Genomic DNA, 25,882 nt, shown 5'->3' on the forward strand with positions numbered 1-25,882 from the left:
AGATCACGATAAAACAAATTACTATAAACATTACGCTCCTCTGGAGCTTGAAAAACTAAAGATATGTTCCCATTACAAAGAGGTCGCCGGTTAAGAATAAACGAATCCATTCGTTCGTTAGTTAGAGAAACTACATTAAGTCCAAGTGATTTTATGTTTCCTATGTTTATTGCCGAAGGCGAAAACGTACAGGTAGAAATTCTATCCATGCCAGGGATTTTTCGCCGTTCAATCGATTTAACGGTAAAGGAAGTGCAAGAATTATTCGATTTAGGCATTAGAGCAGTAAACATCTACGTTAAAGTCGATGAAAATCTAAAAGACAACGCCGGTACTGAAGCTTGGAACCCAAACGGACTCATGCAAAATGCCATTCGTGCCATCAAAGCCGCTTGTCCGGAAATGATTGTCATGCCTGATGTGGCTTTAGACCCGTATTCTATTTATGGTCATGACGGAATCATATCAAATGGAGATGTCGAAAATGATTCTACCAACGATGCTTTGGTAATAATGGCCGTGTCTCATGCTCAAGCTGGTGCCGACTTTGTAGCCCCAAGCGATATGATGGACGGTCGTGTACTACGCTTGCGCCAAGGTTTAGATGCTGCAGGATTTCACAATGTGGGAATCATGAGCTATTCTGCCAAATATGCTTCGGCATTTTACGGACCGTTTCGCGATGCTTTAGATTCTGCTCCAAAAGACGCTGATGTAGTAGTTCCAAAAAATAAAAAAACCTATCAAATGGATTATGCCAATCGTCTTGAAGCTATCAAAGAAGCACTTTGGGATGTTGAAGAAGGCGCTGATATGGTCATGGTAAAACCCGGGATTGCGTATTTGGACATCGTTCGCGAAGTCAAAAACGCCGTGAATGTTCCCGTAACCGTTTTCCATGTTTCTGGCGAATATGCCATGATCAAAGCCGCTTCCGAAAGAGGTTGGTTGGATCACGACCAAACCATGATGGAGCAGTTAATGTGCATCAAACGTGCAGGAGCAAGTTTAATTTCGACTTATTTTGCCAAAGAAGCCGCAATACTTTTAAATAAAAAATAATGAAAAAGATCCTTTGCTTAGTAGCCGTATGTTGCTTTTTATCTTGTAAAAAAGAAGAAACCAAAAAAGAATCCTTGTACCCAACAACTACTGAAGAAGTTGCTCAAACTCCAGTAGAATTAGGAAAAGAAATTTTTGAAGGAAAGGGAAATTGCATCGCCTGTCACCAAATTGACAAAAAGGTAATCGGTCCCAGCTTACAAGACATTGCGGGTATTTATAAAAGTAAAAATGCTGATATGGTCACCTTTTTAAAAGGCGAAGGCGAACCAATTGTAGACCCAAGTCAATACGAGGTGATGAAAGCTAACTTTGCACTCACAAAAGCCATGTCTGACGAGGAATTGAAAGCGCTAGAGGCCTACGTATATTCTCATGTAAAATAAAGTTTTTTAGGAGCTATATCCTACTATCCGCTATATCTCTTGTGTTCGCTAGCGCTACCACAAGAGGATGCCGCTTCTATCAGGGCTAAAAACAAAGACCATTCGCAAGTACGAATGTTTTTTTATGACCGTATGTAGTCTACAATGATTATTTTTTTACCTTTAAAAAATGGAAACAGTCTACATTAAAACTCCGTTAGGAATTGCTGCCATTACCGGTGATGTACATGGTGTTTCTGAAATAACAGTGTTAGAAGAGGGTGAAGTATCAGCTCAAATTCCCGACTTTTTACAAGAGGCGGTACAGCAACTTCAAGAATATTTCAATTCGCAAAGAACTCATTTTACCTTTAAACTCAATCCCAAGGGAACTGATTTTCAACAAAAAGTGTGGAATGCATTACTCGATATTCCGTTCGGTAAAACAAGAACGTATCTAGAACAATCCAAATTTATCGGCGACCCAAAAGCCATTCGAGCTGTTGCTTCGGCCAATGGGAAAAATCCGTTGTGGATTGTGGTTCCTTGTCACAGAGTAATTGGTAGTGATGGTTCATTAACAGGCTATGCAGGAGGTTTATGGCGCAAAAAATGGTTATTAGAACACGAAAATCCTTCCCCGCAACATAGTTTATTTTAGTTGGTTATGAATTTTTTTTTTATATTCGTTTAGGAATATCCGTGTAAATCTTTTAAATCTGCGTCATCTGCGTGCCATGCTATGATCGAAAAAATAAATCTCAACAACATTCTGTTTCTCGATATAGAAACCGTTCCTGAATCTGAAAATTACGATGCTTTAGATCCTGAAATGCAATCGCTTTGGGAACATAAAACCCAATACCAACGCAAAGAGGAGTTTTCACCCGAGGATTTTTATGATCGAGCAGGTATTTGGGCCGAGTTTGGTAAAATTGTGTGTATTTCGGTAGGTTATTTTACCATCAAAGGTGACATTCGTAATTTTCGAGTAACGAGTTTCTTTGGCGATGAGAAAAAAATACTTTCCGACTTTAATAATTTACTCAACAATCACTTCAATCAACCGCAGCATGTTTTGTGCGGACACAACGCCAAAGAATTTGATATTCCCTTTTTGGCTAGGCGAATGATTATCAACAATATTGCAATTCCAGACAAGTTGAATTTATTTGGAAAAAAACCTTGGGAAATTCCACATTTAGATACTCTAGAATTATGGAAATTTGGCGATTACAAACATTTTACTTCTTTGAAATTAATGTGTAAAGTGCTCGGAATTCCTTCTTCAAAAGGCGATATCGATGGCAGTCAAGTGGGTCATGTATTTTATGTAGAAAAGGACATTGATCGGATTGTAACCTATTGCGAGCGAGATACGATTGCTGTAGCACAAATATTTTTGCGTTTGCGTAGAGAAGAGTTGTTGATAGAGGAGGAGATTATTCATGTTTAGATTTTAATAGCAATGTCAAAAATCAAACGCAATAGAAATAAATCGTGATTTTAGTTATCGATTTTGAAATTGATTTTTGCAATTGTCATTGAATATTGATTTATTACATTTACAAAAATTATAAGTTATGGTATTGAGTAGATTTTGGTTGGTTATTTTTATTTCCTCTATTGTTTTTGTGGTGTTTAGTTTGTTTTCAGGAGACAATTATACCATTGACCACGTTTTGAACGGAAAGAAAGACGATCCTATTTTAGTTTCTGAACAATTTTTAGAAAAATTACCATCATTTATAAAAGACAGTATACAACTTGCCCCAGAGCAAACCATGATTGTCAATCGCGATACTTTAAATGCGGATACAACTTATGTTTTTAAAAACAAAACGGTAAAAATATATAGTGGCGTGCAAAAATCAGATGGTTTATTACCAACCTGTAAAAGTACTTTGCTCGATCTAGTATTGCCGTTGATGGCTTATTTGGCTTTCTTTTGCGGTTTGATGGAACTTTTAATTCTATCTGGTGCATCTGGAAAATTGGCCAAAGCCCTAAGCCCTGTTTTTGTAAAAGTATTTCCGAGTATTCCCAAAAATCACCCATCGATATCCTATATGACTTTGAATTTTGCAGCGAATTTTCTTGGCTTAGATTCGGCTGCAACGCCCTTTGGCCTTAAAGCTATGGAAAGTTTACAAGAAATAAATCCTGAAAAAGACAAAGCTAGTGATGCCCAAATTATGTTCATGTGCTTGCATGCCTCAGGGCTTACTTTGATCGCTACTTCAATCATTGGCTACCGTGCTGCCGCAAATGCCAGCAATCCTGCCGATGTGATGTTGCCTTGCATTATTACGTCCTTCATAGGGACCATTGCTGCTTTTTTGATTGTGGGTATAAAACAAAAAATCAATTTCAAGAGTGCTTCTTTAGTATTAGTTTTAATTACGTTAATAGCAGCTATAATAGGTTTGTTGATGTACGTGAATCAGTTGGATTTAATTGGTAAAAATTATTTTACTTCTAATCTTTCTGCTTTGATATTGATAGCTATTATCGCTTTTACGTTGATTTTTGCTTTCATAAACGAAAAGAAATTTACCGATGCAAGTACTACGGTATTTGATGCCTTTGTGGTAGGTGCTAACAATGGTGTTAAAACAGGAGTTACCATATTTCCTTATGTGTTAGGTATGCTCGTAGCCATTTCCTTGTTTAGAAACAGTGGCTTATTTGAAATAATTAGCAACTGGATTGCTTTTATTTTCTCTAACATGGGCGTAAGCAAAGAAATCACAGATGCGTTGCCAGTCGCATTATTGCGTCCGTTTAGCTCTGCGGGTTCTAGAGGATTTTTGATAGATTCTATGAATACTTTTGGTCCTGATTCCTTAACGGCTCGCTTGAGCAGTATTTTTCAATGCAGCGCCGAAAGTACTTTTTACGTAATTGCGGTTTATTTTGGTTCGGTTAATATCAAAAATACGCGTTACGCTTTAGGAACCATGTTACTGGTAGACGTTATATGTGTAATTACGGCTATTTTTGTGGCGAGCTGGTTTTTTTAAAAAATAGTTTCATCTACGTACTAAAATATTTTGCATACAGGTTTTTCTAAGATTTAAATAAAATCTTTAAAACCCTTTTTTGCCTTAGAATAGGATTGTATAAATAGTGCTTGAACAATATTCCCAATTTAGGTTTTAGGATGTTTTTAAGACAGTTAACTAGTTAGCTACAATATATCAAATAACTGCACAATATTATAAAATGAACGAATTAACTAAACTTGGAAAAAAGAAAACAATACTAATTTCAATAAGTATACTTTTTGTTTCAATTCACACAATCTATTTTTATCATGCACTCAGACCAGAAATTGAGACAAAAAAGCTAATCCAACAAATAGTAAGATTTTTATTAACTATTGGGCTTTTAGTAATGGTTTACAAAGGAAAGAATTGGGCTAAAATTGTTTCGTTAATTTTATTTACGTTAGCTCTTTTAGGAGCATTAGTTGGTTTTGGAACTTTAGAAGCTCCATTCTTTAATAAAATTCCGTTAATAATTATGATTATTGTTTATTCAATTGCAATTTATCATTTTGGTTTTGATAAAAGTTTTAAAGAGTTTTTTAATTATCAAAATAACCTTATTGAAGTAAGCGGATCCATTAAAGATCCAAAACAAATAATGGAAACAGATAGATTTTGGCAAATAATTGAAGTTTCCAAATCAAAAAGTAATGGAGATTATGAAAAACAACAAAATGAACTCGAAAAAGAGTTGCTAAAGCTTAGTGGAATTGAAATCTTAGAATTTGACAATAAGTTTAGAACATTAAGAGGAGAAATTTATAGTTGGGATTTTTGGGCTGCTGCATACATAATAAATGGCGGTTGTTCAGATGACAGTTTTTCTGATTTTAGAGGTTGGCTAATTGGACAAGGAAAAACTATTTATAATAGTGCAATAAATGACATTGAAACTTTATCTATTTTAAAAGAAACTAATAATGGGGACTGGGAGGGTTTGAGTTATGTTCCTACTGATGCTTACAAAAAAAAGACTGGTAGAGATATACCTGAAGGTATTCAAGAAAATTTTGAAATTTCTGGGCAAGAATGGGAAGAAAATGAAAATGAATTAAAAAGTAAATTTCCTAAACTATGGAAGCAATTTGGAATAAAATAATAGCTGATGTAACAAATGCTTCAAGTAATTTGGGCATTTAGCATAATGGAAAAATTGGTTTGTATTTATAGGATTTGGTAAAATCAGAATAATGGCCTTTATTTAGTCTCAAACTGAGTTTAGTGCTGTAGCGATAGGTTTGTGATACTAGTATTATTAGCAAGGAGATTTGTTTTGGAGCATATAACAAAATCATTTGAGCTGTAGATAATGCTTTATAGTGTTTCAGGATTATCTTTTTATCATGTAAATGTTGGTAGAAATAGAAATTAAAAAGGGGCTGTCTACAATAGACAGCCCCTTTTTTGGTTGATGAATTAGATAATTTATTCTTTAATGAATTTCTTGGTCATTGTTTTTTGACCATCATTTACTTCTAAAAGGTAAACCCCAGAAGCTAGTTTACTTACATTAATTGCATTCTCAGAAACTTTCCCTATTTCTACTTGTTTTCCTAATAAATTAAAAATGGTGTAACTAGCATTACGGTTGTCCATCATTCTTACATTTAAAAATTCTGAAGCAGGGTTTGGAGATATAGTGTAATCAAAAATATTGTTTTCATTTCCTAGACCATCTGCAATACTTGTAGTAAACCCTGCTATTGCAGCTCCACCAATGTTTACAGTATAGTCTTCTACTTCACCATATGAAAAAGTTTCACAAGCTGTTTGTGCTGCGTTGTATTTCATGGAAACTCTCATGCGGGTAGGTCCAGATAATGCTGTTGTAGGAACCGTAAAGGTACCAGTTAGGTTTGTACTACTTGACGAAGATCCAGAAACAACTTGTTCTGTGGTTTCAAAAACACCATTTTTGTTATAATCAATCCAGATTTTCCAATATTCAGTGTAAGCAGATCCACTGAAACCTGCACTAAAAGTGATCGTGTTTGATCCATAAGGTACATTTCCTGTCAAAGCTGTAAAGTTTCCGTATCCTGCATTTGCACCAGATGTATTGGCAATTCCTCCTAATGCAACATAATCAATGTATTCTGAAGTTGCATTACTTCCTTTAGATACACAATACGTTATAGTAGTTCCAGTTGTAGTAACGTTTGCTGCATTACTAGCTGCTGATAGATTTCCTGCGGCATCTTTAGCTTTTACGGTGAAAGTATAAGCAGTTGCTGCTGTTAATCCTGAAACGGTATAGGATGTTCCTGTAACAGTTGTTAGCAAGGTTGTTCCTCTGTACACATTGTAGCCAGTAACTGCAACATTATCCGTTGAGGCTGTCCAAGTTAAGTTGGTTGAGGTTGCAGTTGTTCCAGAAGCTGCTAAGCTTGCCGGTGCCGAAGGTGCAACAGTGTCAGCTGTGCCAGCATAAGCAGCTCCAATTCCTACAGCATAAAAGGCATTTGTTGTTGCTATTACTTCTGGTGAACCTGCTCCGTATAAATCTACTGCAGATTGAATTCCGTATGTTCTTGCATTAGCATAATTTGAATTTGCAGATAAGTAAACGCTTTCTAAACGGTATGCTATTTTTTCTGCTTTTGCAATCGTAATTCCCGTTACATTAAAAGCACTTCCGATGTCATTTGTACCAGATTTTCCGATAGATAAAATATAAAACCAGTGATTTAAAACTCCACTGTTGGTATGTACTCCACCTGAATCTGCGGTTCCTGCATACCAGTAAGTTCCTTTATAAGTATCTGGCTGCCCTTCAGCATTTGGATTACTCATTGAACGAAGTGATAAATGACCAGTTCTTCTTTCAATATCTTCTCCGATAAGCCATGTTGATTTTGTTGGTGCAGCTGAATACTCAATACATGCTCCCCAGATGTCTGAGAATCCTTCATTCATTGCTCCAGACTCGTTTTGATACGTTAAGTTAGCTGTATTGCTACAAACGGCGTGACCTATTTCGTGACCCGCTACGTCTAATGCTGTTAATACATCAAATCCGCCAGTACCACTTCCATCACCATAAGTCATCACTGAACCGTTCCAAAAAGCATTGTTGTTGTCAGGATATCCAGCTGCAATTAGGTTGTAGTGAACATAACTTTTTATTTTTGCTCCTGCATTATCATAACTATTACGTCCATGTTTCGTTGAAAAATAATCGTATGTTTTCTCTGCTCCCCAATGGGCATCTAGTGCTCCGTTATCCTTATTAGTATTGTTAAATTCTGCTGCAGTCCAGTTGTTATCTACATCTGTAAAATTAGTGGTAGGATAAGTGGCTGTTCTAGCTGAGTTATAAGTTTGAACTCCTAAACCTCGGGTAGCATCAGATAATATGTAAGATGACCCACTTAAAGCCGTCTGAATAGATTGAGTACCGCTATATCGTGTTGCAGCATTTGCAATTACAGCCGCACTAGAGGTATTTTTTGAAGTTGCTATTTTAGTAGAATTAGTCTGACGACCATGACTATATTCACCTAAATGTTTGATGGTAGCATTATAAAGCAAAACTTCGCCTGTAACGGCATCAATGTAAACATCTCCACGGCTTACAGGAAATGAAGCGTACATATCAAATTTGTAGGCTAATCTCAAGTTATTGCTTACTTGTTTTGATTTTGAATCAGCTGTTACTGGCAGGAAAACCAACTCTCCAGTAGGTTTTTCGTAATTCATCATTTTAGCATCTTCTGGTGATTCCCAAAGATATTTTTTAGCGCCTATTTTTTGTAGTGCTTTTTCAAAAGCTTGGTCATTGCTTAACGTAGCTGAACTGTTAGTTTTTTCCGGTGAATAAAAATCACCACTCATGGATTCTAATTTTCCTTCTTTAGAGTGCAAGGTGTACGTAGAGAATTCCACTTTTATACCTTGATGATATAATTGAAATTTTTCGTGTGAATATCCTAATTTATCAGTTTCTGAAGTCGTTTTTTTAAAATTAGAGTTGGTTTTTAATCCTAATTGTTCTGTAAAAACCTTTGTTGCATCTGATGATTTATAGGTTGATTGTTTATTAAAAACAATAAGCGATGGCTTTCCTTTATCATCTGTAGTTTTTTGTTTTACGAATTGTGAAGAGTCTTGTGCACGTCCTTCAATGGCTAAAAAGGAAACGGATGCAAAGAGTACAATTTTACCTAGTAATTTTGTTTTCATTGATTTGGGGTTTTGGTTAGTTTTTTAAAAGAAATGAATTAAACAGGAGGCTAAATTAACAAAAAAACAACACGATGTTTATTTTATGTTAAAAAAATGTAAAATAAAATCTTTTTATTGTTAATAATGATGTCGTATTTGTTTTTTCAAATTACTGATTAGAAAAAAAAACACTACTTTTTTTTATTCTAAAAACAATATTAGAAGTTACACATGGTAACTGAACGTAATTGTAATTATCGCAATATGCTTTTCGAAACATATTCATTTTTGTTTTGAATTTATTTGCTTTTAAATCACTTTCAACTGTTGAAAATAATTCTTTCAAAGAATACCTCTTTTTAATGGATTCTCTAACGATAAGTTAATCTCTTGTTTCTAATTAAATGTAAATAAGTACTTTTTTCACAATTCGAACAGCAATTTAAATAGTTACAATACACAAAAATCCTTTTATTTGTAATTATTCTAAGTCATAAGATGATATAAATTAATAATAGTTTCTGCCACAATTCTTATATTTGGATCCTAAAAAAAACAATAAAACAATGGACTTTATATACCAGGATCCCTATCCAATTTTAAAAGATGATACACAGTATCGAAAAATTACATCAGATTACGTAAAAGTAGAGAAATTAGGCGACAGAGAAATCTTAACCGTTGATCCAAAAGGTTTGGAATTACTATCGCAAGAGGCCATGAAAGACGTTTCTTTTATGCTGCGCACCTCGCATTTAGAAAAGCTGAGAGCCATTTTGGATGATCCAGAAGCAACCGATAACGACCGCTTTGTGGCGTATAATTTATTGCAAAATGCTGCAGTAGCTATTGATGGACAATTGCCATCTTGTCAAGACACAGGAACAGCGATTGTAATGGCTAAAAAAGGAGAAAATGTATTTACAGGTGTCGATGATGCCGAGTGGCTCTCAAAAGGGATTTTTAACACCTACCAAGAGAAAAACTTGCGTTACTCTCAAATTGTTCCTATCAGTATGTTCGAAGAAAAGAATTCCGGTTCCAATCTTCCAGCACAAATTGATATCTATTCTAAAAAAGGAGCTACGTATGAGTTCTTATTTTTAGCTAAAGGTGGAGGTTCAGCTAATAAAACGTATTTATACCAACAAACAAAATCGCTTTTGAACGAAAAGTCGATGGACGCTTTTGTACGTGCCAAAATTATGGATTTAGGAACTTCTGCTTGTCCACCATATCACTTGGCATTTGTAATTGGTGGAACTTCGGCTGAGGCCAATTTGGCAGCAGTGAAAAAAGCTTCTGCTGGATATTTTGATCACTTGCCAACTACAGGAAACATGGCAGGTCAAGCATTCCGGGATTTAGAGTGGGAAAAAAGGGTACAGCTCATTTGCCAAGAAAGCGCTATTGGAGCACAGTTTGGAGGAAAATATTTCACGCATGATGTACGTGTGATTCGTTTGCCACGTCATGCCGCTTCTTGTCCAGTAGGTTTAGGTGTTTCTTGTTCTGCTGATAGAAATATAAAAGGAAAAATTACCAAAGATGGTATTTTTGTAGAACAACTTGAGGTGAATCCCGGGCGTTTATTGCCTGCGACTCCGCCACATTTAGAACCTGCCGTTGAGATTGATTTGAACCAACCGATGGCGGATATTCTTAAAAAGTTATCACAATATCCAATTAAAACGCGTTTAAAATTGAACGGGACTTTGATTGTAGCGCGCGATATTGCACATGCTAAAATCAAAGAATTATTAGATACTGGTAAACCTATGCCAGAGTATTTTAAAAATCATCCCGTGTATTATGCTGGTCCAGCTAAAACTCCAGACGGAATGCCATCGGGAAGTTTTGGTCCAACCACGGCTGGTAGAATGGATGTGTATGTAGAGGAGTTTCAAAAAGCGGGTGGAAGTATGATTATGCTTGCCAAAGGAAATAGAACCAAACAAGTAATGGATGCATGTAAAACTTACGGTGGTTTTTACTTAGGTTCAATAGGTGGTCCAGCGGCTATTTTGGCTCAAGATAACATCTTAAAAGTAGAAGTAGTAGACTTTGAGGAATTAGGTATGGAAGCGGTACGTAAAATCACAGTGAAAAATTTCCCTGCTTTTATCATTACTGATGATAAAGGAAATGATTTCTTTGAAAATTTATAAAATGTAATTGCAAAGTTAGAAATGCAAGCTTAAAATTTAAAACCGCAAATTCACCAATTTTATATTTCAAAACTTTGAAATTTCAAAACTGTGAATCTGCGGCTACTTTTTTAAAAAATATTAATCTATTGCCATTTCTGGAATTTCTCCGTCAATTATTAGTGTTGCTTCTGTTGAGGCAATGATATGTTCTACAGTAACACCTGGCGCGCGCTCTAAAAGCTTAAATCCTGCTGAGGTAACTTCTAGTACCGCAAGCTCTGTTACCACCTTTTTAACGCAACCTACACCAGTTAATGGCAAAGAGCATTTTTTAAGGATTTTCGATTCGCCTGCTTTGTTTACGTGCATCATGGCTACAATGATATTTTCGGCAGAAGCCACTAAATCCATTGCGCCGCCCATACCTTTTACCATTTTACCTGGGATTTTCCAGTTTGCGATGTCACCATTTTCGGCAACTTCCATAGCGCCCAGAATGGTTAAATCTACTTTTTGAGAGCGGATCATCCCGAAACTTAAAGCCGAATCAAAAAACGAAGCTCCTGGCAAGGTAGTGATGGTTTGTTTTCCTGCGTTAATGATGTCGGCATCTTCTTCTCCCGCAAAAGGGAATGGTCCCATGCCTAATACGCCATTTTCACTTTGAAATTCAACTGAAATATCCGTGCGAACATAATTAGCCACCAAGGTAGGAATTCCAATTCCTAGGTTAACATAATAACCGTCTTGTACTTCTTTGGCAATTCTTTTTGCTATATCTTCTTTAGTTAAAGCCATAATTTTATTTTTGAAACTTGTAGTCAAATAAGTTTTTATAATTTGAGCATTCTTAAATCATAAAAATGAAGTCCATATAATTCTTTGCAAACTGAATACTATTTTTGTCTCACAGTTCGTTGTTCAATTCTTTTCTCAAACGTTTCTCCTTGAAAAATACGTTGTACCATAATTCCAGGAATGTGAATTTCGTTTGGGTCTAATGCGCCTACAGGCAAAAGTTCTTCTACTTCGGCAATAGTAATTTTTGCAGCTCCAGCCATGCTAGAGTTAAAGTTTCGAGCAGTTCCTTTAAAAATTAAATTACCTGCTTCATCACCTTTCCATGCTTTTACAATAGCAAAATCAGCTTTGTAAGCGAGTTCCATGATGTGCATTTTGCCATTAAATTCGCGAACTTCTTTCCCCTCAGCTACTTCAGTTCCGTAACCTGCTGGCGTAAAAAATGCTGGAATTCCCGCTTGTGCAGCACGGCATTTTTCCGCCAAAGTACCTTGAGGTGTCAATTCAACTTCTAGTTCGCCAGAAAGCATTTGACGTTCAAACTCGGCATTTTCACCCACATACGATGAGATCATTTTTTTGATTTGGCGCTTTTGCAAAAGCAATCCAAGTCCAAAATCATCTACACCGGCATTGTTCGAAATACAGGTTAAATCGGTTACGTTTTTTTGAACCAATTCGGCAATACTATTTTCTGGAATTCCACATAATCCAAAACCGCCTAGCATGATAGTCATGCCATTTTCAATGCCTTGAAGTGCATCTTGAACGGTATTTACTTTTTTGTTAATCATAAAAATAAGGTCTATTTATCGAATTTTAATCTATTGATGAATTGAGTTTTAAGTACGAATACCCTAGCCCAGATAGCAGTGAAAATCCTTTTTAAAAGCGATTTTTCATCGCTTTTAAAAAGATTGTAACGTATAGCTGGATTAGCTCCAAATGAAAATTTTACAATTCAAACTCTTCTGTATCTTGTTCTACTGTTGTAGTGTCTACCACTTTTTTAGGAACGTAGCAATCTACTTTTATAGATAAGTTAGCCGGTCTTTCAAATGGTTCTTTAGATACCTTTAGAGCAGGATCCTCGTAACACAGTTTCATGAAATATCCCCAAACTGGTAGAGCTGCCGTAGCTCCTTGACCGTACGTAATGCTTTTGAAACGTGCAGAACGGTCTTCACAACCTACCCAAACTCCGGTTACTAGATTTGGTACCATTCCCATAAACCAACCATCAGATTGGTTTTGTGTAGTTCCTGTTTTTCCTGCAATTGGGTTTCTAAAAGAATAAGGATAACCTGTCCAACGGTTGTCTCCATTACCGCCACCAGTTGTACGCAAACGGTCACCTGAACCACCTTCAGTTACTCCTTCGAGTAATTTTACTACTGCGTATGCAATGTCTTTATTCAATACATCGTGTGATTCTGGGATAGGCTCATAAATCACGACGCCACTTTTGTCTTCAATCTTATTGATAAATTGAGGTTTCATGTACACTCCTTGATTGGCAAAGGTACTGTACGCCGCTACCATGTCTTGAACGGTAATTTCTACGGCACCAAGTGCAATGGAGGGTTGTGTTACAATCTCTGATTTTACACCTAATTTGTGTGTTAAATCTATTACTGCCTCAGGACCTACTTTATCTATTAGTTTTGCAGATACGGTATTGATCGAGTTTGCCAAACCTCTTTTTAAGGTTACCATTCCGCGGTATTTGTTGTCAGAGTTTTTAGGTTCCCAATCTTCGGTTACGTGGTGACGCCCTTTACGAATCATAAACGGACCATCGACAATAGAGTCACATGGCGACATATTCAATTGTTCAATTGCGGTTGCGTATACGAAAGGTTTGAAAGTAGATCCTACTTGTCTAGCTCCCTGACCTACGTGATCGTACTGGAAATATTTGTAATTGATACCGCCTACCCAAGCTTTGATGTTACCGGTTTGTGGCTCCATGGCCATTAACCCAGCTTGTAAAAAGTGTTTGTAATAACGGATAGAGTCTAGAGGAGTCATGATAGTATCGCGTTCCCCTTTCCAAGTAAAGATTTTCATTTTAGTTTTTTCGTTAAAAGACTTTATGATTTCTTCGTCGGTTTTATCCAATGATTTCATGATAGACCAGCGGCTAGAAGATTTCATGGCTTGGTTGATAATACGCTGCGTTTCTACAGTTGAAATGTTTACAAATGGTGCGTTTTTATTATCTTTTGATTGAATAAAAAATTCCTCTTGCAAGTTTGCCATGTGTTCTTTTACAGCTTCTTCAGCATGCAACTGCATTCTAGAATCAATAGTGGTATAAATCTTAAGACCGTCCTTGTAAATATCGTAATCAGTACCGTCTGGTTTTTTATTTTCTTCAACCCATTTCTTCATGTAATCACGCAAGTACTCTCTAAAATAGGTAGCAGTTCCGTCTTTGTGTGTTTCGAGTTTGAAGTTTAATTTTATAGGTAAGCTTTGCAATCTTTGTTTTTCTGATGAAGAGATGATGCCGGCTTTTTCCATTTGCAAAAGCACTACATTTCTGCGGTTTGTCACACCTTCTGGATTTCTGATAGGATTGTACAAACCAGAGTTTTTAAACATTCCAACTAATATTGCTGATTCGCTAATGGTTAAATCCTTTGGCTCTTTAGAAAAATACGTTTTGGCAGCAGAACTTACTCCAACAGAATTATTTCCAAAATCATACACATTGCAGTACATGGCAATGATTTCATTTTTTGTGTATTGTCTTTCCAGTCTGATGGCTACAATCCATTCTTGTGCTTTTTGTATGATTCGAAAAGGTAAGAATTTAGATCCCTCACCGTGTAACAATTGCTTAGCAAATTGCTGAGTCAAAGTACTTGCTCCTCCGCTGGTTCCAAAACTTGAAATAGCTCTCAAGGTTCCTCTACCATCAATTCCAGAATGTTCGTAAAAACGAGCATCTTCAGTAGCTACTAGGGCTTGAACTAGGTTTTTTGGTAAATCAGAGTATTTTAATTGAGACCTGTTTTTTTCAAAATATTTACCTATAACCACACCGTCAGCCGAAATAACTTCGGTAGCTAGGTTAGAATCTGGATTTTCTAAGTCTTCAAAGGATGGCATGGCGCCAAATAATCCCCAAGAAGTGAAAAGGAAAAACAAGCCTATGCTTCCTAAACCTATGAAGAATATTTTCCAAAATTTCTTTTGATAATACGCGATGCTTTTATCATCGTTTCTTGTTGGGTTGTTGTTTTTTTTGATAGCCATAATACTAATTTATTCTTTTTTTTCAATTCTAAATCCTACTTCGGTAATTCCGTTAAGGGCTGTTACACCAGGAACTTTTCCGTTTTCTCGTACGGCTTGCTTAATTTGTACTTTGTATTTTGATCGCAATCGAACATTTTCTTTATAAAAAAGTTTACTTTCCTTAATATCCGAAAACCCATCTCCTAAAAGTGTTCCATCAACATCAGCCATTTGGTATTCTAGTGTATCAACTTTGGTAAATCCATTAGGCAATTCCATTGCAACAATCAAAAACAAATTATTGAATTGGTAATTGTTATTAGCCCTCAAGTTTACAAATAAGTTGTAGCGTTGCGTAGAGTCAAGTATAGGTAGGTTAAAGGTAACAGTACTGTCTTTATGCCATGCGTTGCCCACTGAGTGGTACTCATCAAAACTCCTTTTTTTGTCACAAGAAAAGAAGAGTATCGTAACCAAAAAGAGTATGGTGCTATTTCTTATCCACATTTTTTGTAATAATTATTGGTTTGCGGGGTTCTGCTGGTTTTTTATCAACAGGAGCAGGACGGTTGTTGTTAGGTCTTGCCGTGTTTGCTGGTTTATTACTATTGTTTTTATTGCTCGTAATTTTGTTAGCTGCGGGCTTATTGTTTGTTATTTTATTGGCTGCAGCAGGCTTGTTTGCATTGGCAACAATGGCATTTTCACCAGTAGGCTTGCGTTTTTTATTATTTTTCTTCCTTGGTTTAGGTTGGTCAAATCGCGTTAAACTTTCTTGACCCATAGCATTGTTAAAGTTTTTCTCAGGCTCAACAATAACTTCAATTGCATAATCTTCTAAGCAGGAAACTTTGTTTTTCAACTTGTTTTCGGCAATGATTTCTTTGACTTGATCAATTTTTAGTACATGCCAATTAGCAAAATTATTGGTATAGGCAAACCACATAAGCCCTTTAAAGATGTCCTGTTTTTGGCAAATGGCATCTCCTTTTTCAGTAACTAGTTTCGTGTCAAAATCAGGAAAATGCTTTAAGGCATCCATGTAAGTGTCTAGCTCATAGTTCAAGCAGCATTTTAATTTACCGCATTGTCCTGCTAGTTTTTGTGGGTTCAAGGACAGTTGTTGGTAACGTGCAGCTGAGGTATTTACACTTCTAAAATCAGTCAGCCAAGTAGAACAACACAATTCTCTTCCGCAAGAACCAATTCCGCCCAAACGAGCTGCTTCTTGACGGAAACCTACTTGTTTCATTTCAATACGCGTGCTGAATTCTTTTGCGAAATCTTTGATTAATGCTCTAAAATCAATTCGATCGTTTGCGGTATAATAAAACGTAGCTTTTGATCCATCCCCTTGAAATTCAATATCCGAAATTTTCATTTCTAGTTTTTGAGCAATGGCAAGTTCACGTGCGCGAACTTTCATAGGCTCTTCGCGGTCGCGAGCTGCAGACCAAATATCAATATCTTTTTGAGATGCTTTTCTATAAATTTTCGGAATTTCGTTGCTGCTAGGATTCGCTCCTTTTTTCTTCATTTGAATGCGAACCAACTCACCTGTTAGTGTTACAATTCCAATATCATGTCCTGGAGAAGCTACCGTGGCAACAATATCTCCCATGCTCAAGGTTAATTTTTCAGTATTGCGGTAAAATTCTTTTCGTCCGTTTTTGAAACGTACTTCAACACAGTCAAAAGGGGCGTCGCCATTAGGCAAACTCATATTCGAAAGCCAATCAAAAACCGTTAATTTATTGCAGCTATCGGTGCCGCAAGTCCCATTATTTTTACAACCCTTTGGTGCGCCACCGTCAGAAGTTGAACAACTTGTACATGCCATAATCTTATATGTAGTGTTGTGACGAGCACAACTTAAGTTCTTAAAACGTTTAATGTGTAAAGATAGTATTTTTTAATTTTATGGAACAACGCCAATTTAGAGCAATAATTCATAAATTTTATACTAAAAAACCCATCACAATTTAAATTGTAATGGGTTGGTAATTATTCAAATAGCGTTTGTGAATTACTCTAAAACGCGGTATAATTTATCTGACAATCGAATTCGGAAAGGGAGTTGAAACGTGCACGTATCGCCAGCAACGGCTTTTTGTTGTGCGGTGTCATTGACCATCATTTTCTCGATTTTTAGAATTTGTTCTCCAGTAGTGCTCCCTTTTATCAATACCGTATCGCCTATTTTCAACTCATTTTCTTCAATGAAAAATTGTCCAACATTAGACTTCGGGAAAAAATGAGCGCCTTTACCAAGATATTCTTTTTTAATTTTCACTGCTTTTTTTGCAACAGGTTTGCGTTTTGCAAGTTCGGTCAAGTCGGGAATAGCTGCCAAAGGATCTGCATTATTTTTGAAAAGGAGCTTTTCAGATTTTCCTTTTTTGAAAATCTTATTTCCATTTTTAACTCCTCTGCGTATGGCTTTTTGCTCCTCTTCTGGCAAATGAATAATCGTAGCACATTCAGCAGAACAGCAGCCGTACATTTTTTCTTTGCAAGATTCACACTGAATAAAAAGCAAGTGACAACCTTCGTTTTCGCAATTGGTATGCACATCACAAGCGGTGCCACATTGATGGCATTGCGAAACAATATCATCTGTAATGCGTTCGCCCAAACGATGATCAAAAACAAAGTTTTTACCTATAAATTTGCTCTCTAGATTTTCTTCTTTTATTTGCTTGGCGTAGTTGATAATACCACCTTCCAGCTGAAAAACATTCTTAAAACCTTGGTGTTTAAAGTAAGCCGATGCTTTTTCGCAACGAATACCGCCCGTGCAATACATCACCAAGTTTTTATCTTCCTTAAAGTCTTTTAATTGTTCGTTGATAATAGGTAACGATTCTCTAAACGTATCTACATCAGGAGTGATGGCGCCTTTAAAATAGCCTATTTCACTTTCGTAATGGTTTCTAAAATCGACTACAATTGTGTTGGGATCATCAAGAATTTCGTTGAACTCCTTCGCTTTTAGGTGTACACCTATGTTGGTTACATCAAAAGTTTCATCGTTCAAACCGTCGGCAACAATTTTGTCACGCACCTTAATCGTTAGTTTCAAAAACGAGTGATCGTCATGCTCTACCGCAATATTCAAGCGCATTCCTTGCATGAAATCGTATGCTTCAAGCGTGTCCTTGAAGGCATAAAAATTATCAGCAGGCAATGATAATTGTGCATTGATACCTTCTTTGGCGACATAAATTCGGCCTAGAACTACTAAAGGATCCCAAGCGCGGAATAAATCGTTTCGAAATTGAGTTGGATCTTGAATTTGCGCATAAGCATAGAACGACAAAGTGAGTCTTTGTTTTCCGGCATCATCAATCATGATGGCTCTTTCCTCTGCGCTTAAGGTGTTGTACAGTTGCATGCTATAAACAGTTTAAGTGAGAAATATATTTTTTGCAAAAGTAGTCAAAAAGGTTCAGAGGCGCAAAGTTTTGAAGGGGCTAAGGTTCGCAATCAATAAATAGATTCTCAATTTTCTTTTAAGTCTTAATGGTTTGTTTTTCTTGGAGCTATTTCCAGCTTTCCGCTATATCTCTTGTTTTCGCTATCGCTACAACAAGAGGATGCCGCTGCAATCTGGGCTAGGGGAGTTGTGGTGTATTGAAGGTTACGTTTTCCAAAATCGTATTTATGGTTTTGAGCAATAGAAAAAGATTTGCGATAGTTTATGGAACTTCAAAGTGCAAATGTTTAATAGAACTCCAAATTTTTAAATTTAGCATGAAAGTCCTGCTTTCTCATTCCATTTGCTTGTTCGCTATAATGTGTTTATTTTGTTTCTATTTCAAATATCTGTTTTCCATAGTCACCTAAATAATGAAATAATAATTTTTCGTACACTTTATAACCATCATCAACGTTTGTGAAAATTAGTAATCCCTGTTTTGTTTTTGGTAAAACAAATGCAATGGCTTGTACGCCTTTGTCTGCACCACCGTGCGTAAGTGCGATGTTTCCATCATCAAAATTGTATATTTCAAAACCAAGTCCAAAATGTTTTCCTTTTGAGCTTGCTACTTGAGGCGAAATCATTTCATTAAAAACTTTTTGTGTCAATCCATCGCTATTCATTACGCTGACTAAAAAATTTCCGTAGTCCTCAATGGTTGTTAATAAATCATCCGCTGCATTTGGTACTCTATTTTTAACCATTTCGTAAGTACTTCCATCTTTGGCATAACTTATAGCAAATCTTGATGTATCGATTTTTTCACTCCATACATATCTGGTGTCATCCATTTTTAGCGGTTGAAAAATTAGTTCGTCGGCTAATTGTTGTAAAGATTTTTTAAATTTTTTCTCTATTGCTTTTCTGAGATATTCTAAGCCTTCTCCTGAATATTGGTATTTCGTTCCAGGCTCAAATTGAAAACTGAGTTTTTTGTTATCACTCATCCATCGCCAATTAGGAAAACCTGTTTGGTGGCTTAAAATATGTCTTGTTGTTAATTTTTTAGTGTAAGGATCGTGAGTAATATCTGGGTCTGTCCAATATTTATAAATAGGTTCATCTAAATTCCATTTACATGAACTAATTAGTTTCAAAGTTACCATTGCTGTAACAGGTTTTGCTAATGATGCCACATTGAAAATAGTATTGTAAGGCGCTGATATTCCTTTTGTAATTTCTCCGAAAACTTTTATTTGTTTAAGTTCTCCGTTTTCAATAATTCCCAATCCAAGTGTTGGAATGTTGTTTTGTTTCAACCATTTTTCAATTTCAACATCGTTATCAAAAATTGGATTTTCTGTTGTTTTATTTTCATAGGCTTGATGGTCGAAACTAAATGAGGTCGCTAATTTCCATTCCCCGTTTTCCAATTGCCAAACGTTGGTAAACTTTGCAATACCGGATTGACTTTCTCGTTTTTCAGAAAATATGTGTTCTCCATTATGAACAGCACCATAGAGAATTCCATTTTTATAAAGCGGAAAAATTTCGGTACTTTCTTTTACTAAAAATCTTTTTACTTGGCGAGTTTCTGGACTTTTACAAAGTCCGTTTTTTAAGTCTAAAAGAAATTTTGTTTTATCAGATATTCCGTCTTTGTCGTGATAAAATTTGAGGTGATCACTCAATAAAATTTCAAACTTTTTTATGTTGCAGGTGTTAAAACCAATATTAAATAGTAGACTGTCTTTTGATAGTATTGTTTTATAGAGGTATGAATTTTTGTCAACTTGAGCGCTGCTGTTTGAACAAAAAGTGATAGCAATTATGAAGCATAAGAGAATTTTTTTTGTCATAATGGATTTTATTTAAGCTATGATTATTTTGAGACAAAGGTGTGAATCTCCCCATTTTTGGCCAAAAAATCTACCCGACAATAACCCGACAAACCCCAGACAATTTTTATAACATGCTAAATTTTAGATTGTAACGAAGTTTTTTAGACCTGTCTATTTCTATTGCATTTCGAAGGACAATGAAAACATTAGATAAAGCAATGAGTATTATAAGAATTAGTGTGAATTGATTCCCAAGCTTTAAAAAAATCCCTAGTATAAATACGATAGGTGCAATTATTGTCCAAAGGATTTGAACAGAAATGAGTTCTTTTGTTAATACATTTTTTTGTTTCAACACAAGCATCAGAACAATTGGAACGATGATATTAAATGGCGGGATTATTATAAATGGAAGTGATGAAAGGTTGATTAATTTTAGTAAGGAATAGTTAATTAAATTCGCTTCTTCTGATTTTTCAGTAATCGTGGTGTTTTCTGCTTCAGTTTTTAAAGTTTGCAGTTCGCTTTCTTCTACTTCTAATGCTTTAGCTAAAATTCGAAGTGTATAACCTTTGGGTTCTTTTCCTGTTTCTATTCGCTGAATGGTTCTTTCTGAGATTCCTGATTTTTCAGACAACTCTTTCTGAGTCAGATTTTGGAAGTCTCTTATAAATTTTAATTTTGACATAAGATGGTTGTGAAATTACCGCTAACATTTAATAGTATCAAAGATATGTAACTTATCTATTTACTGGACTAAATATCTTTTAGCCCAGATAGCAGTGGAAATCCTTTTTTATCCGCTTTTTAGCGGAAAAAAAGATTGAAACGAATAGCTGGAAGTAGCTCCAAATAAAAAAACCACGCCGAAACGTGGTTTTAAAATCTATACTTTATCAGGTATTAGCAATACTCGTTGAAAGCGTCTTTTAGGTTTTCAGCAATTAGTTCTGCTGGGCGACCTTCAATGTGGTGACGCTCTAGCATGTGTACTAATTCTCCGTTTTTGAACAAAGCCATACTTGGCGATGATGGAGGAAAAGGGAACATGTGTTGTCTTGCAGCATCAACAGCATCTTTGTCAACTCCTGCAAAAACAGTAATTAATTGATCTGGTTTTTTACCACCTTCTAAACTCATTTTTGCTCCTGGGCGTGCATTACGTGCAGCACAACCACAAACCGAGTTTACAACTACAAGCGTTGTTCCTTCTGCTTTTAATGCGTTTTCTACTGCTTCTGCACTATGTAAATCTTGAAAACCTGCTGCAGTAAGTTCTGCTTGCATTGGTTTTACCATTTCTTCTGGATACATATCTTTTATTTTAAATCATTAGTAATTAAGTCCTGCAAAGTTACAAAGTTTACCATCAAGAACAGAACTTCAATTATAAAGTTTTGTTATAGTTTGATTGTTATTTTAAGGCTTTTGCTGCTACGTGAAAAATGGCTTTGATAAACAACATTTTCGGACATTTTAAAATAACCTGAATATCTTCTTTTAGTGAGGTTTCTTCATCCAAAAATTTAAAGATCACCGTTGGATTTCCTTTTTTGAACATCGAAGAAAAAATGTGAGAACCCAATTCGTTTTTTCTATCTAATATGTCTAATAAAAGCAAATCATAAAACCAGAATTTTGTTTTTTTATGAAATTTAGTAAAGTCGGTTTCTCTTTGTAAAAAGGCTACCAATTCACTTGATTTTTTATCTGAATTTTTGAAAGTGTAACCCGTACTCGCCTTGGTCCAACCGCCAGAGGTACCAATGTTGATCACGTTTTTAGTATTCGATTTCCAAAAAGGGTAACAGGTCATCGGGATGCTGCCTTGTTCTTTTTCAACGATTTCGTAGTTCGTAATCCCCAGCTTTTCGATGTATTCTTGGATTTCGTTTTCGTATTCTTCTTTTTTTAAATGTTGGTGCGAAAACAAAGTGTATTCCAGTAAAGCTTCGGTTTTTGAGGTAGGCAAGACGTACATGAAACGGGTATTTCCTTTTTGTGCTACCGAAAAATCCATGAACGTGGCTTGCTCATTATTGAAAACAGCCTGCTCACTTTTGATAAACCAACCTATAAAATGCTGTTGTAAAACGGGATATTTAGTTTGGTTTTCCGCTTTTTGTTTGTGGTAAATACTATTGAATAATTTGGAGCACGAAAAAGATTCGCTTTCCGTTTGTACTAAAATTATAGTTTCGGATTCTTCAATAGTCAAGACTTTCTGATTCAAGAAAGTGACGTTTGTTTGTTTCGAAAGCAAGTCAAAAACTTGGTTGTAAAAATCCAAGCCTTTCACCATATTGTAATGATAAGGTTCCAAGTCTAAATCCCTGCGGAAAGCTGCATTGGCAAACAAAGCCGAATCCCATTTTTTAGAAATAGCCGGTTCCCAAAGTGAATCGGTTGTTTTCCAGAAGCACCAGGTTCTATCATTGGTTTTTTTGGCGTTTTCATCCAGTAACAAAATACTTTTATCCTTAAATTTCCCAGATTGCACCATTTTATAAACGGTCATCAAAGCCGATAATCCTGAACCAGTAAAAATATAGTCGTAGTGTTTCACGTTACAAATGTAATTTTTTAGAGTCAATTATAAAAAAAACAAACCACGCTTTGGCGTGGTCTATAGTTCAATTGTGGCAACGTACTTTACTATTTATGCATTAAAACAGTGTCGATTACATGAATTACACCATTTGATCCCTTTAAATCTACTGCTGTAACGGTTGCAACTCCCCCTTTTTCATCCGTAATGATTACATTTTTGCCTTTCAGTGATGCGGTAAGTACGCCACCTTGAACGGTTTTTAAAACTGCTTTTCCTTTTCCTGCCTTGATAGCAGCAACAACAGCCTTACTGTCAATATTACCTGCTACCACGTGGTACGTTAAGATTCCTTGTAATGTTGTTAAATTTGCTGGTTCTAATAAAGTCTCTACAGTTCCTTTTGGTAAATTAGCAAATGCTGCATTGGTAGGTGCAAAAACAGTGAACGGTCCTGCTCCAGACAAAGTTTCCACTAAGCCACCAGCTTTTACAGCGGCAACTAAAGTAGTATGATCTGCAGAGCTTACAGCTACTTCCACTACATTTTGAGCAAACGAGTTAATTCCTGTGAACAAGGCAATTGCTAAAATTGTTGACGATAAAATTTTCTTTGTTTTCATATTATTTTTTTTTATAAAATTACAGCGTTTTGTAAATGTTGGCAGTGTAATTTGTATAAGTTTAACTATTGTTTATTTATTACCTTTGTGGATAAAAATTTAGTAAAGCATTGATTTATATCGCTTAAATTGAATTTTTTAAAATATTAGTACAACTTATTTTTAAAAAAATTATAATTTGTTGATTAAAAACAATGAAACAAAACTGATTTGTTTTGAGTCCTTTTCTAATGGTTTTTAGGTAACTATAAATTTTTTTAATCAAAATGATATCGCAGTCCCAGAAATAGGCGGCGTCCTTGATTGGGTCCGTACGCATAGGTAGGGTCAAAAGTGAGCGCGAATGGATTATCGGTCGTTGGGATCACAGATCCTGAATTGTCAACTTGTACATTGGAATCAAAAGGATCATTGGCGCGAGCTATCAAGAATGGATTTCCACGATTGGGTGTCCAATTAAGCAGGTTTTTGATACCTGTGTATAATTCTAGATTATGAATTTTTTTGAAAGTCATTTGTATGTTTTGAATGCTGTATGGTCTTGAAATTTCCCGACGCGGGTCTAGTTCGCCTAGCAACGGCAAACGCATGGGTCCAGTTAGATTTCCTGTAAAATCAAAAGATAAAAACCAGTTTGAAATATCATAACTAAAGCCCCAGTTTAGGCTGTATCTTTCGGTAAATAATGGTCGTAAACTAATGCCATCTTGTGTGGTCATGGCATCAAAGTAACTGGTTCCAAGATTGGCTTTGAGCCCAAACGGGCTAACCCAATCAGCATTGGCGCTGAGCCCGAAAATAGTTGAGTTGCCGTTTAAATTATCATAAATTATTTGATTGGGGTTTAGGTCATAATTTGCAAAAATTCGGTTTGTGAAATAAGTATACCAAGACGAAAGTTCGAGATTAACCACGCCCGCATTGGTAAGTTTGAATTTTTTCAGGTAATTTACGTTCAGGTTGTATGAGGTTTCTGGTTTCAAGTTAGATTGTATCACGACTTCTCGAGCGCCAGACAAGGCTTGATGATCCTCGGTAAAAAGGTTGACAATTCTAAAACCCGTTCCAAAATTGAATCGTAAGATATCTGTTGGCGTTGGTTTGAATTTAAACGCAAAACGAGGTGTAAAAATGGAACCGTGATTGTCATTGTAATCGTAGCGCAAGCCCAAGAGTGTGCTGGTTTTTTCGTTGTGCGTGATTTCATCTTGAGCAAAAGCACTGTAAATTTTAGAATGATTCGAGGTTGCTTTTGCGGGCGTGTTGTCATTATAGAATTGATATCGGAGTGCTGTGCCAAAAAGCACCGAGTGATTGCTCCAGTTTTTGTCCCAAATGAATTGGCCAAATGCTATTTTTTGATTGGCCAAAAAAGTAGAATTGCCATAAACGGAGTTTTGGTCGTGACCAATAACTGAAAATTGAAAGAACATTTTTTCGGCTACGGGAAGCTCGTATTTCCCTAGAAATTCGTAGCGCGAAGTGTAAATGCTTTCGCCATACACTTGGTCTCCGCCTCTAAAACTCTTGTTCCATTGCATTTCTCCGCCCCAGCGGTCTTCATAAAGGTAGCGAGATACAAGGCTAAGCTCTTTTTTTGAAGTTCTGTTGATGTTTATTTTAGAGAAAAAAGAAGCTCTGTTTTGCAAAGAAACATCGGTAAAATTGTCCTTGTTGTTGTCAATGGGATTGTTGTAAGTGAAGTAATTTACACCAAATAAGGTAGTAGCCTTTGGACCAATATTGGCTTTATAACCAAGGTCAACATTCGTTTCGAGCCAAGATGTAGTAAAAACATCGGCTGTAAATAAAGGAACTGCAAACGGTTTTTTAGTAATAATGTTAATCAAACCGCCTACCGCCTCGCTGCCGTATAGTGTAGATGCCGCGCCTTTTACCACTTCTATTTTATCAATCATAGCATTTGGAATACCTGAAAGGCCATAAACGGTACCGAGAGCGCTCACAATAGGCATCCCATCAATAGTGACCATGGTGTAAGGGCCGTCAAGTCCGTTAATGCGAATGTCACCGGTATTACACACATTACAATTGTTTTGAGGTCGTAAGCCGTTTACGTTTTGCAAGGCATCTAAGACATTGCTGGTTGGGTTTTGTTTTAAAAAAGCAGCCGAAATAATCTCAACAGGAACGGGATTTTCAAGTCTTTTTACGGGTTTGAGTGTTCCTGATACTACCACTTCGTCTAGTTGATTTTCAATGCTAGTAAGTTCAAAATGGAGTACTACTTCTTGTTGGTTTTTTATGTTAACGGTTTTGTTTTTTGTTTGAAAACCATTTGCCATTACTTGAATGGTATAATTACCATTTGGAATTTCAGAAAAAAAATACTGTCCTAAACTATCAGTTTGAGTGACGAAAGTAGTTTTTGGCAAGGCAACTGTTGCGCCAGGTATCGGTTGATTGTTAGAGGTTACCGTTCCCGATAGGCTTTTTTTGTTTTGACTGTAGCCGATAAAAAATAGCAACAGCAGGCATACGGTAATAGTATTTTTCATAACAATTAAATTAAATTTTAGACAAATCTAAAAATAATTTTTTAAAAAAGCGGTTTGTCATGACAACAAACCGCTTAAACCCCCAATTATTA

20 protein-coding genes are annotated in these 25,882 nt (G+C 36.0%); 7 read left to right on the top strand and 13 right to left on the bottom strand.

The window, feature by feature from the left end:
- Positions 1-63: 63 nt before the first annotated feature.
- From hemB to AC061E_RS04180, 6 genes are all read left to right on the top strand, one after another.
- Positions 64-1,062, top strand: coding sequence for a porphobilinogen synthase (gene hemB / locus AC061E_RS04155; RefSeq protein ID WP_478285139.1), 999 nt, complete (start codon positions 64-66; stop codon positions 1,060-1,062).
- Positions 1,062-1,448 carry a c-type cytochrome gene (locus AC061E_RS04160; RefSeq protein ID WP_478285140.1) on the top strand — a complete coding sequence of 129 codons (387 nt, stop codon included), beginning with the start codon at positions 1,062-1,064 and terminating at the stop codon, positions 1,446-1,448. The genes hemB and AC061E_RS04160 overlap by 1 nt, the downstream gene beginning before the upstream one ends.
- Positions 1,449-1,617: 169 nt before the next feature.
- Positions 1,618-2,088, top strand: a complete 471-nt coding sequence (locus tag AC061E_RS04165) for a methylated-DNA--[protein]-cysteine S-methyltransferase (RefSeq protein ID WP_478285141.1) — start codon at positions 1,618-1,620, stop codon at positions 2,086-2,088.
- Positions 2,089-2,169: 81 nt separating this feature from the next.
- Positions 2,170-2,883 (top strand): 3'-5' exonuclease, encoded by a 714-nt coding sequence (locus AC061E_RS04170; protein WP_478285142.1) that lies wholly within the window; start codon positions 2,170-2,172, stop codon positions 2,881-2,883.
- 127 nt (positions 2,884-3,010) lie between these two features.
- Entirely contained in the window at positions 3,011-4,450 is a 1,440-nt protein-coding gene (locus AC061E_RS04175) for a spore maturation protein (protein WP_478285143.1), read from the top strand.
- Positions 4,451-4,652: 202 nt separating this feature from the next.
- Complete coding sequence (locus tag AC061E_RS04180; protein ID WP_478285144.1) at positions 4,653-5,576, top strand: DUF4240 domain-containing protein; 924 nt, start codon at positions 4,653-4,655, stop codon at positions 5,574-5,576.
- A gap of 326 nt (positions 5,577-5,902) precedes the next feature.
- On the opposite strand, the gene AC061E_RS04185 is transcribed toward AC061E_RS04180, so the two are convergent.
- A complete protein-coding gene (locus AC061E_RS04185) occupies positions 5,903-8,659 on the bottom strand; it encodes a M4 family metallopeptidase (protein WP_478285145.1) in 2,757 nt (918 codons plus the stop codon).
- A 548-nt stretch (positions 8,660-9,207) separates the two neighbouring features.
- Here AC061E_RS04185 and AC061E_RS04190 point away from each other — a divergent pair.
- Complete coding sequence (locus AC061E_RS04190) at positions 9,208-10,809, top strand: fumarate hydratase (protein ID WP_478285146.1); 1,602 nt, start codon at positions 9,208-9,210, stop codon at positions 10,807-10,809.
- 120 nt (positions 10,810-10,929) lie between these two features.
- Here the strand turns inward: AC061E_RS04190 and AC061E_RS04195 are convergent, their stop codons facing one another.
- From AC061E_RS04195 to AC061E_RS04250, 12 genes are all read right to left on the bottom strand, one after another.
- The gene (locus tag AC061E_RS04195) at positions 10,930-11,589 is read right to left on the bottom strand and encodes a 3-oxoacid CoA-transferase subunit B (protein ID WP_478285147.1); all 660 of its coding nucleotides are present in this window, start codon (positions 11,587-11,589) and stop codon (positions 10,930-10,932) included.
- A 98-nt stretch (positions 11,590-11,687) separates the two neighbouring features.
- Positions 11,688-12,386: a CoA transferase subunit A gene (locus AC061E_RS04200; protein WP_221915978.1), complete on the bottom strand. Its 699-nt coding sequence runs from the start codon at positions 12,384-12,386 to the stop codon at positions 11,688-11,690.
- Positions 12,387-12,546: 160 nt separating this feature from the next.
- Positions 12,547-14,856 carry a penicillin-binding protein 1A gene (locus tag AC061E_RS04205; protein WP_478285148.1) on the bottom strand — a complete coding sequence of 770 codons (2,310 nt, stop codon included), beginning with the start codon at positions 14,854-14,856 and terminating at the stop codon, positions 12,547-12,549.
- Positions 14,857-14,865: 9 nt separating this feature from the next.
- Positions 14,866-15,345, bottom strand: coding sequence for a gliding motility lipoprotein GldH (locus AC061E_RS04210; protein WP_478285149.1), 480 nt, complete (start codon positions 15,343-15,345; stop codon positions 14,866-14,868).
- Positions 15,329-16,678, bottom strand: a complete 1,350-nt coding sequence (locus tag AC061E_RS04215; protein ID WP_478285150.1) for a PSP1 domain-containing protein — start codon at positions 16,676-16,678, stop codon at positions 15,329-15,331. The genes AC061E_RS04210 and AC061E_RS04215 overlap by 17 nt, the downstream gene beginning before the upstream one ends.
- Positions 16,679-16,864: 186 nt before the next feature.
- A complete protein-coding gene (trhO, locus tag AC061E_RS04220; RefSeq protein WP_478285151.1) occupies positions 16,865-18,232 on the bottom strand; it encodes an oxygen-dependent tRNA uridine(34) hydroxylase TrhO in 1,368 nt (455 codons plus the stop codon).
- A gap of 407 nt (positions 18,233-18,639) precedes the next feature.
- Positions 18,640-20,118: a serine hydrolase domain-containing protein gene (locus AC061E_RS04225; protein WP_478285152.1), complete on the bottom strand. Its 1,479-nt coding sequence runs from the start codon at positions 20,116-20,118 to the stop codon at positions 18,640-18,642.
- A 106-nt stretch (positions 20,119-20,224) separates the two neighbouring features.
- The gene (locus tag AC061E_RS04230; RefSeq protein ID WP_478285153.1) at positions 20,225-20,788 is read right to left on the bottom strand and encodes a helix-turn-helix domain-containing protein; all 564 of its coding nucleotides are present in this window, start codon (positions 20,786-20,788) and stop codon (positions 20,225-20,227) included.
- Between the two features lie 215 nt (positions 20,789-21,003).
- Positions 21,004-21,414, bottom strand: a complete 411-nt coding sequence (locus AC061E_RS04235) for a BrxA/BrxB family bacilliredoxin (protein ID WP_086452817.1) — start codon at positions 21,412-21,414, stop codon at positions 21,004-21,006.
- Positions 21,415-21,514: 100 nt separating this feature from the next.
- Positions 21,515-22,666 (bottom strand): lycopene cyclase family protein, encoded by a 1,152-nt coding sequence (locus AC061E_RS04240; RefSeq protein ID WP_478285154.1) that lies wholly within the window; start codon positions 22,664-22,666, stop codon positions 21,515-21,517.
- Between the two features lie 89 nt (positions 22,667-22,755).
- Positions 22,756-23,271, bottom strand: a complete 516-nt coding sequence (locus AC061E_RS04245; protein WP_478285155.1) for a fasciclin domain-containing protein — start codon at positions 23,269-23,271, stop codon at positions 22,756-22,758.
- Positions 23,272-23,528: 257 nt separating this feature from the next.
- Positions 23,529-25,790: a TonB-dependent receptor gene (locus tag AC061E_RS04250; RefSeq protein ID WP_478285156.1), complete on the bottom strand. Its 2,262-nt coding sequence runs from the start codon at positions 25,788-25,790 to the stop codon at positions 23,529-23,531.
- Positions 25,791-25,882: the final 92 nt, after the last annotated feature.

Source organism: Flavobacterium sp. GNP011, assembly GCF_056428925.1.

Bases quoted from the DNA above. Each gene is read 5' to 3' on its own strand.
- hemB (WP_478285139.1), top strand. From the start codon at position 64: ATGTTCCCATTACAAAGAGGTCGCCGGTTAAGAATAAACGAATCCATT.
- AC061E_RS04160 (WP_478285140.1), top strand. From the start codon at position 1,062: ATGAAAAAGATCCTTTGCTTAGTAGCCGTATGTTGCTTTTTATCTTGT.
- AC061E_RS04165 (WP_478285141.1), top strand. From the start codon at position 1,618: ATGGAAACAGTCTACATTAAAACTCCGTTAGGAATTGCTGCCATTACC.
- AC061E_RS04170 (WP_478285142.1), top strand. From the start codon at position 2,170: ATGATCGAAAAAATAAATCTCAACAACATTCTGTTTCTCGATATAGAA.
- AC061E_RS04175 (WP_478285143.1), top strand. From the start codon at position 3,011: ATGGTATTGAGTAGATTTTGGTTGGTTATTTTTATTTCCTCTATTGTT.
- AC061E_RS04180 (WP_478285144.1), top strand. From the start codon at position 4,653: ATGAACGAATTAACTAAACTTGGAAAAAAGAAAACAATACTAATTTCA.
- AC061E_RS04185 (WP_478285145.1), bottom strand. From the start codon at position 8,659: ATGAAAACAAAATTACTAGGTAAAATTGTACTCTTTGCATCCGTTTCC.
- AC061E_RS04190 (WP_478285146.1), top strand. From the start codon at position 9,208: ATGGACTTTATATACCAGGATCCCTATCCAATTTTAAAAGATGATACA.
- AC061E_RS04195 (WP_478285147.1), bottom strand. From the start codon at position 11,589: ATGGCTTTAACTAAAGAAGATATAGCAAAAAGAATTGCCAAAGAAGTA.
- AC061E_RS04200 (WP_221915978.1), bottom strand. From the start codon at position 12,386: ATGATTAACAAAAAAGTAAATACCGTTCAAGATGCACTTCAAGGCATT.
- AC061E_RS04205 (WP_478285148.1), bottom strand. From the start codon at position 14,856: ATGGCTATCAAAAAAAACAACAACCCAACAAGAAACGATGATAAAAGC.
- AC061E_RS04210 (WP_478285149.1), bottom strand. From the start codon at position 15,345: ATGTGGATAAGAAATAGCACCATACTCTTTTTGGTTACGATACTCTTC.
- AC061E_RS04215 (WP_478285150.1), bottom strand. From the start codon at position 16,678: ATGGCATGTACAAGTTGTTCAACTTCTGACGGTGGCGCACCAAAGGGT.
- trhO (WP_478285151.1), bottom strand. From the start codon at position 18,232: ATGCAACTGTACAACACCTTAAGCGCAGAGGAAAGAGCCATCATGATT.
- AC061E_RS04225 (WP_478285152.1), bottom strand. From the start codon at position 20,118: ATGACAAAAAAAATTCTCTTATGCTTCATAATTGCTATCACTTTTTGT.
- AC061E_RS04230 (WP_478285153.1), bottom strand. From the start codon at position 20,788: ATGTCAAAATTAAAATTTATAAGAGACTTCCAAAATCTGACTCAGAAA.
- AC061E_RS04235 (WP_086452817.1), bottom strand. From the start codon at position 21,414: ATGTATCCAGAAGAAATGGTAAAACCAATGCAAGCAGAACTTACTGCA.
- AC061E_RS04245 (WP_478285155.1), bottom strand. From the start codon at position 23,271: ATGAAAACAAAGAAAATTTTATCGTCAACAATTTTAGCAATTGCCTTG.
- AC061E_RS04250 (WP_478285156.1), bottom strand. From the start codon at position 25,790: ATGAAAAATACTATTACCGTATGCCTGCTGTTGCTATTTTTTATCGGC.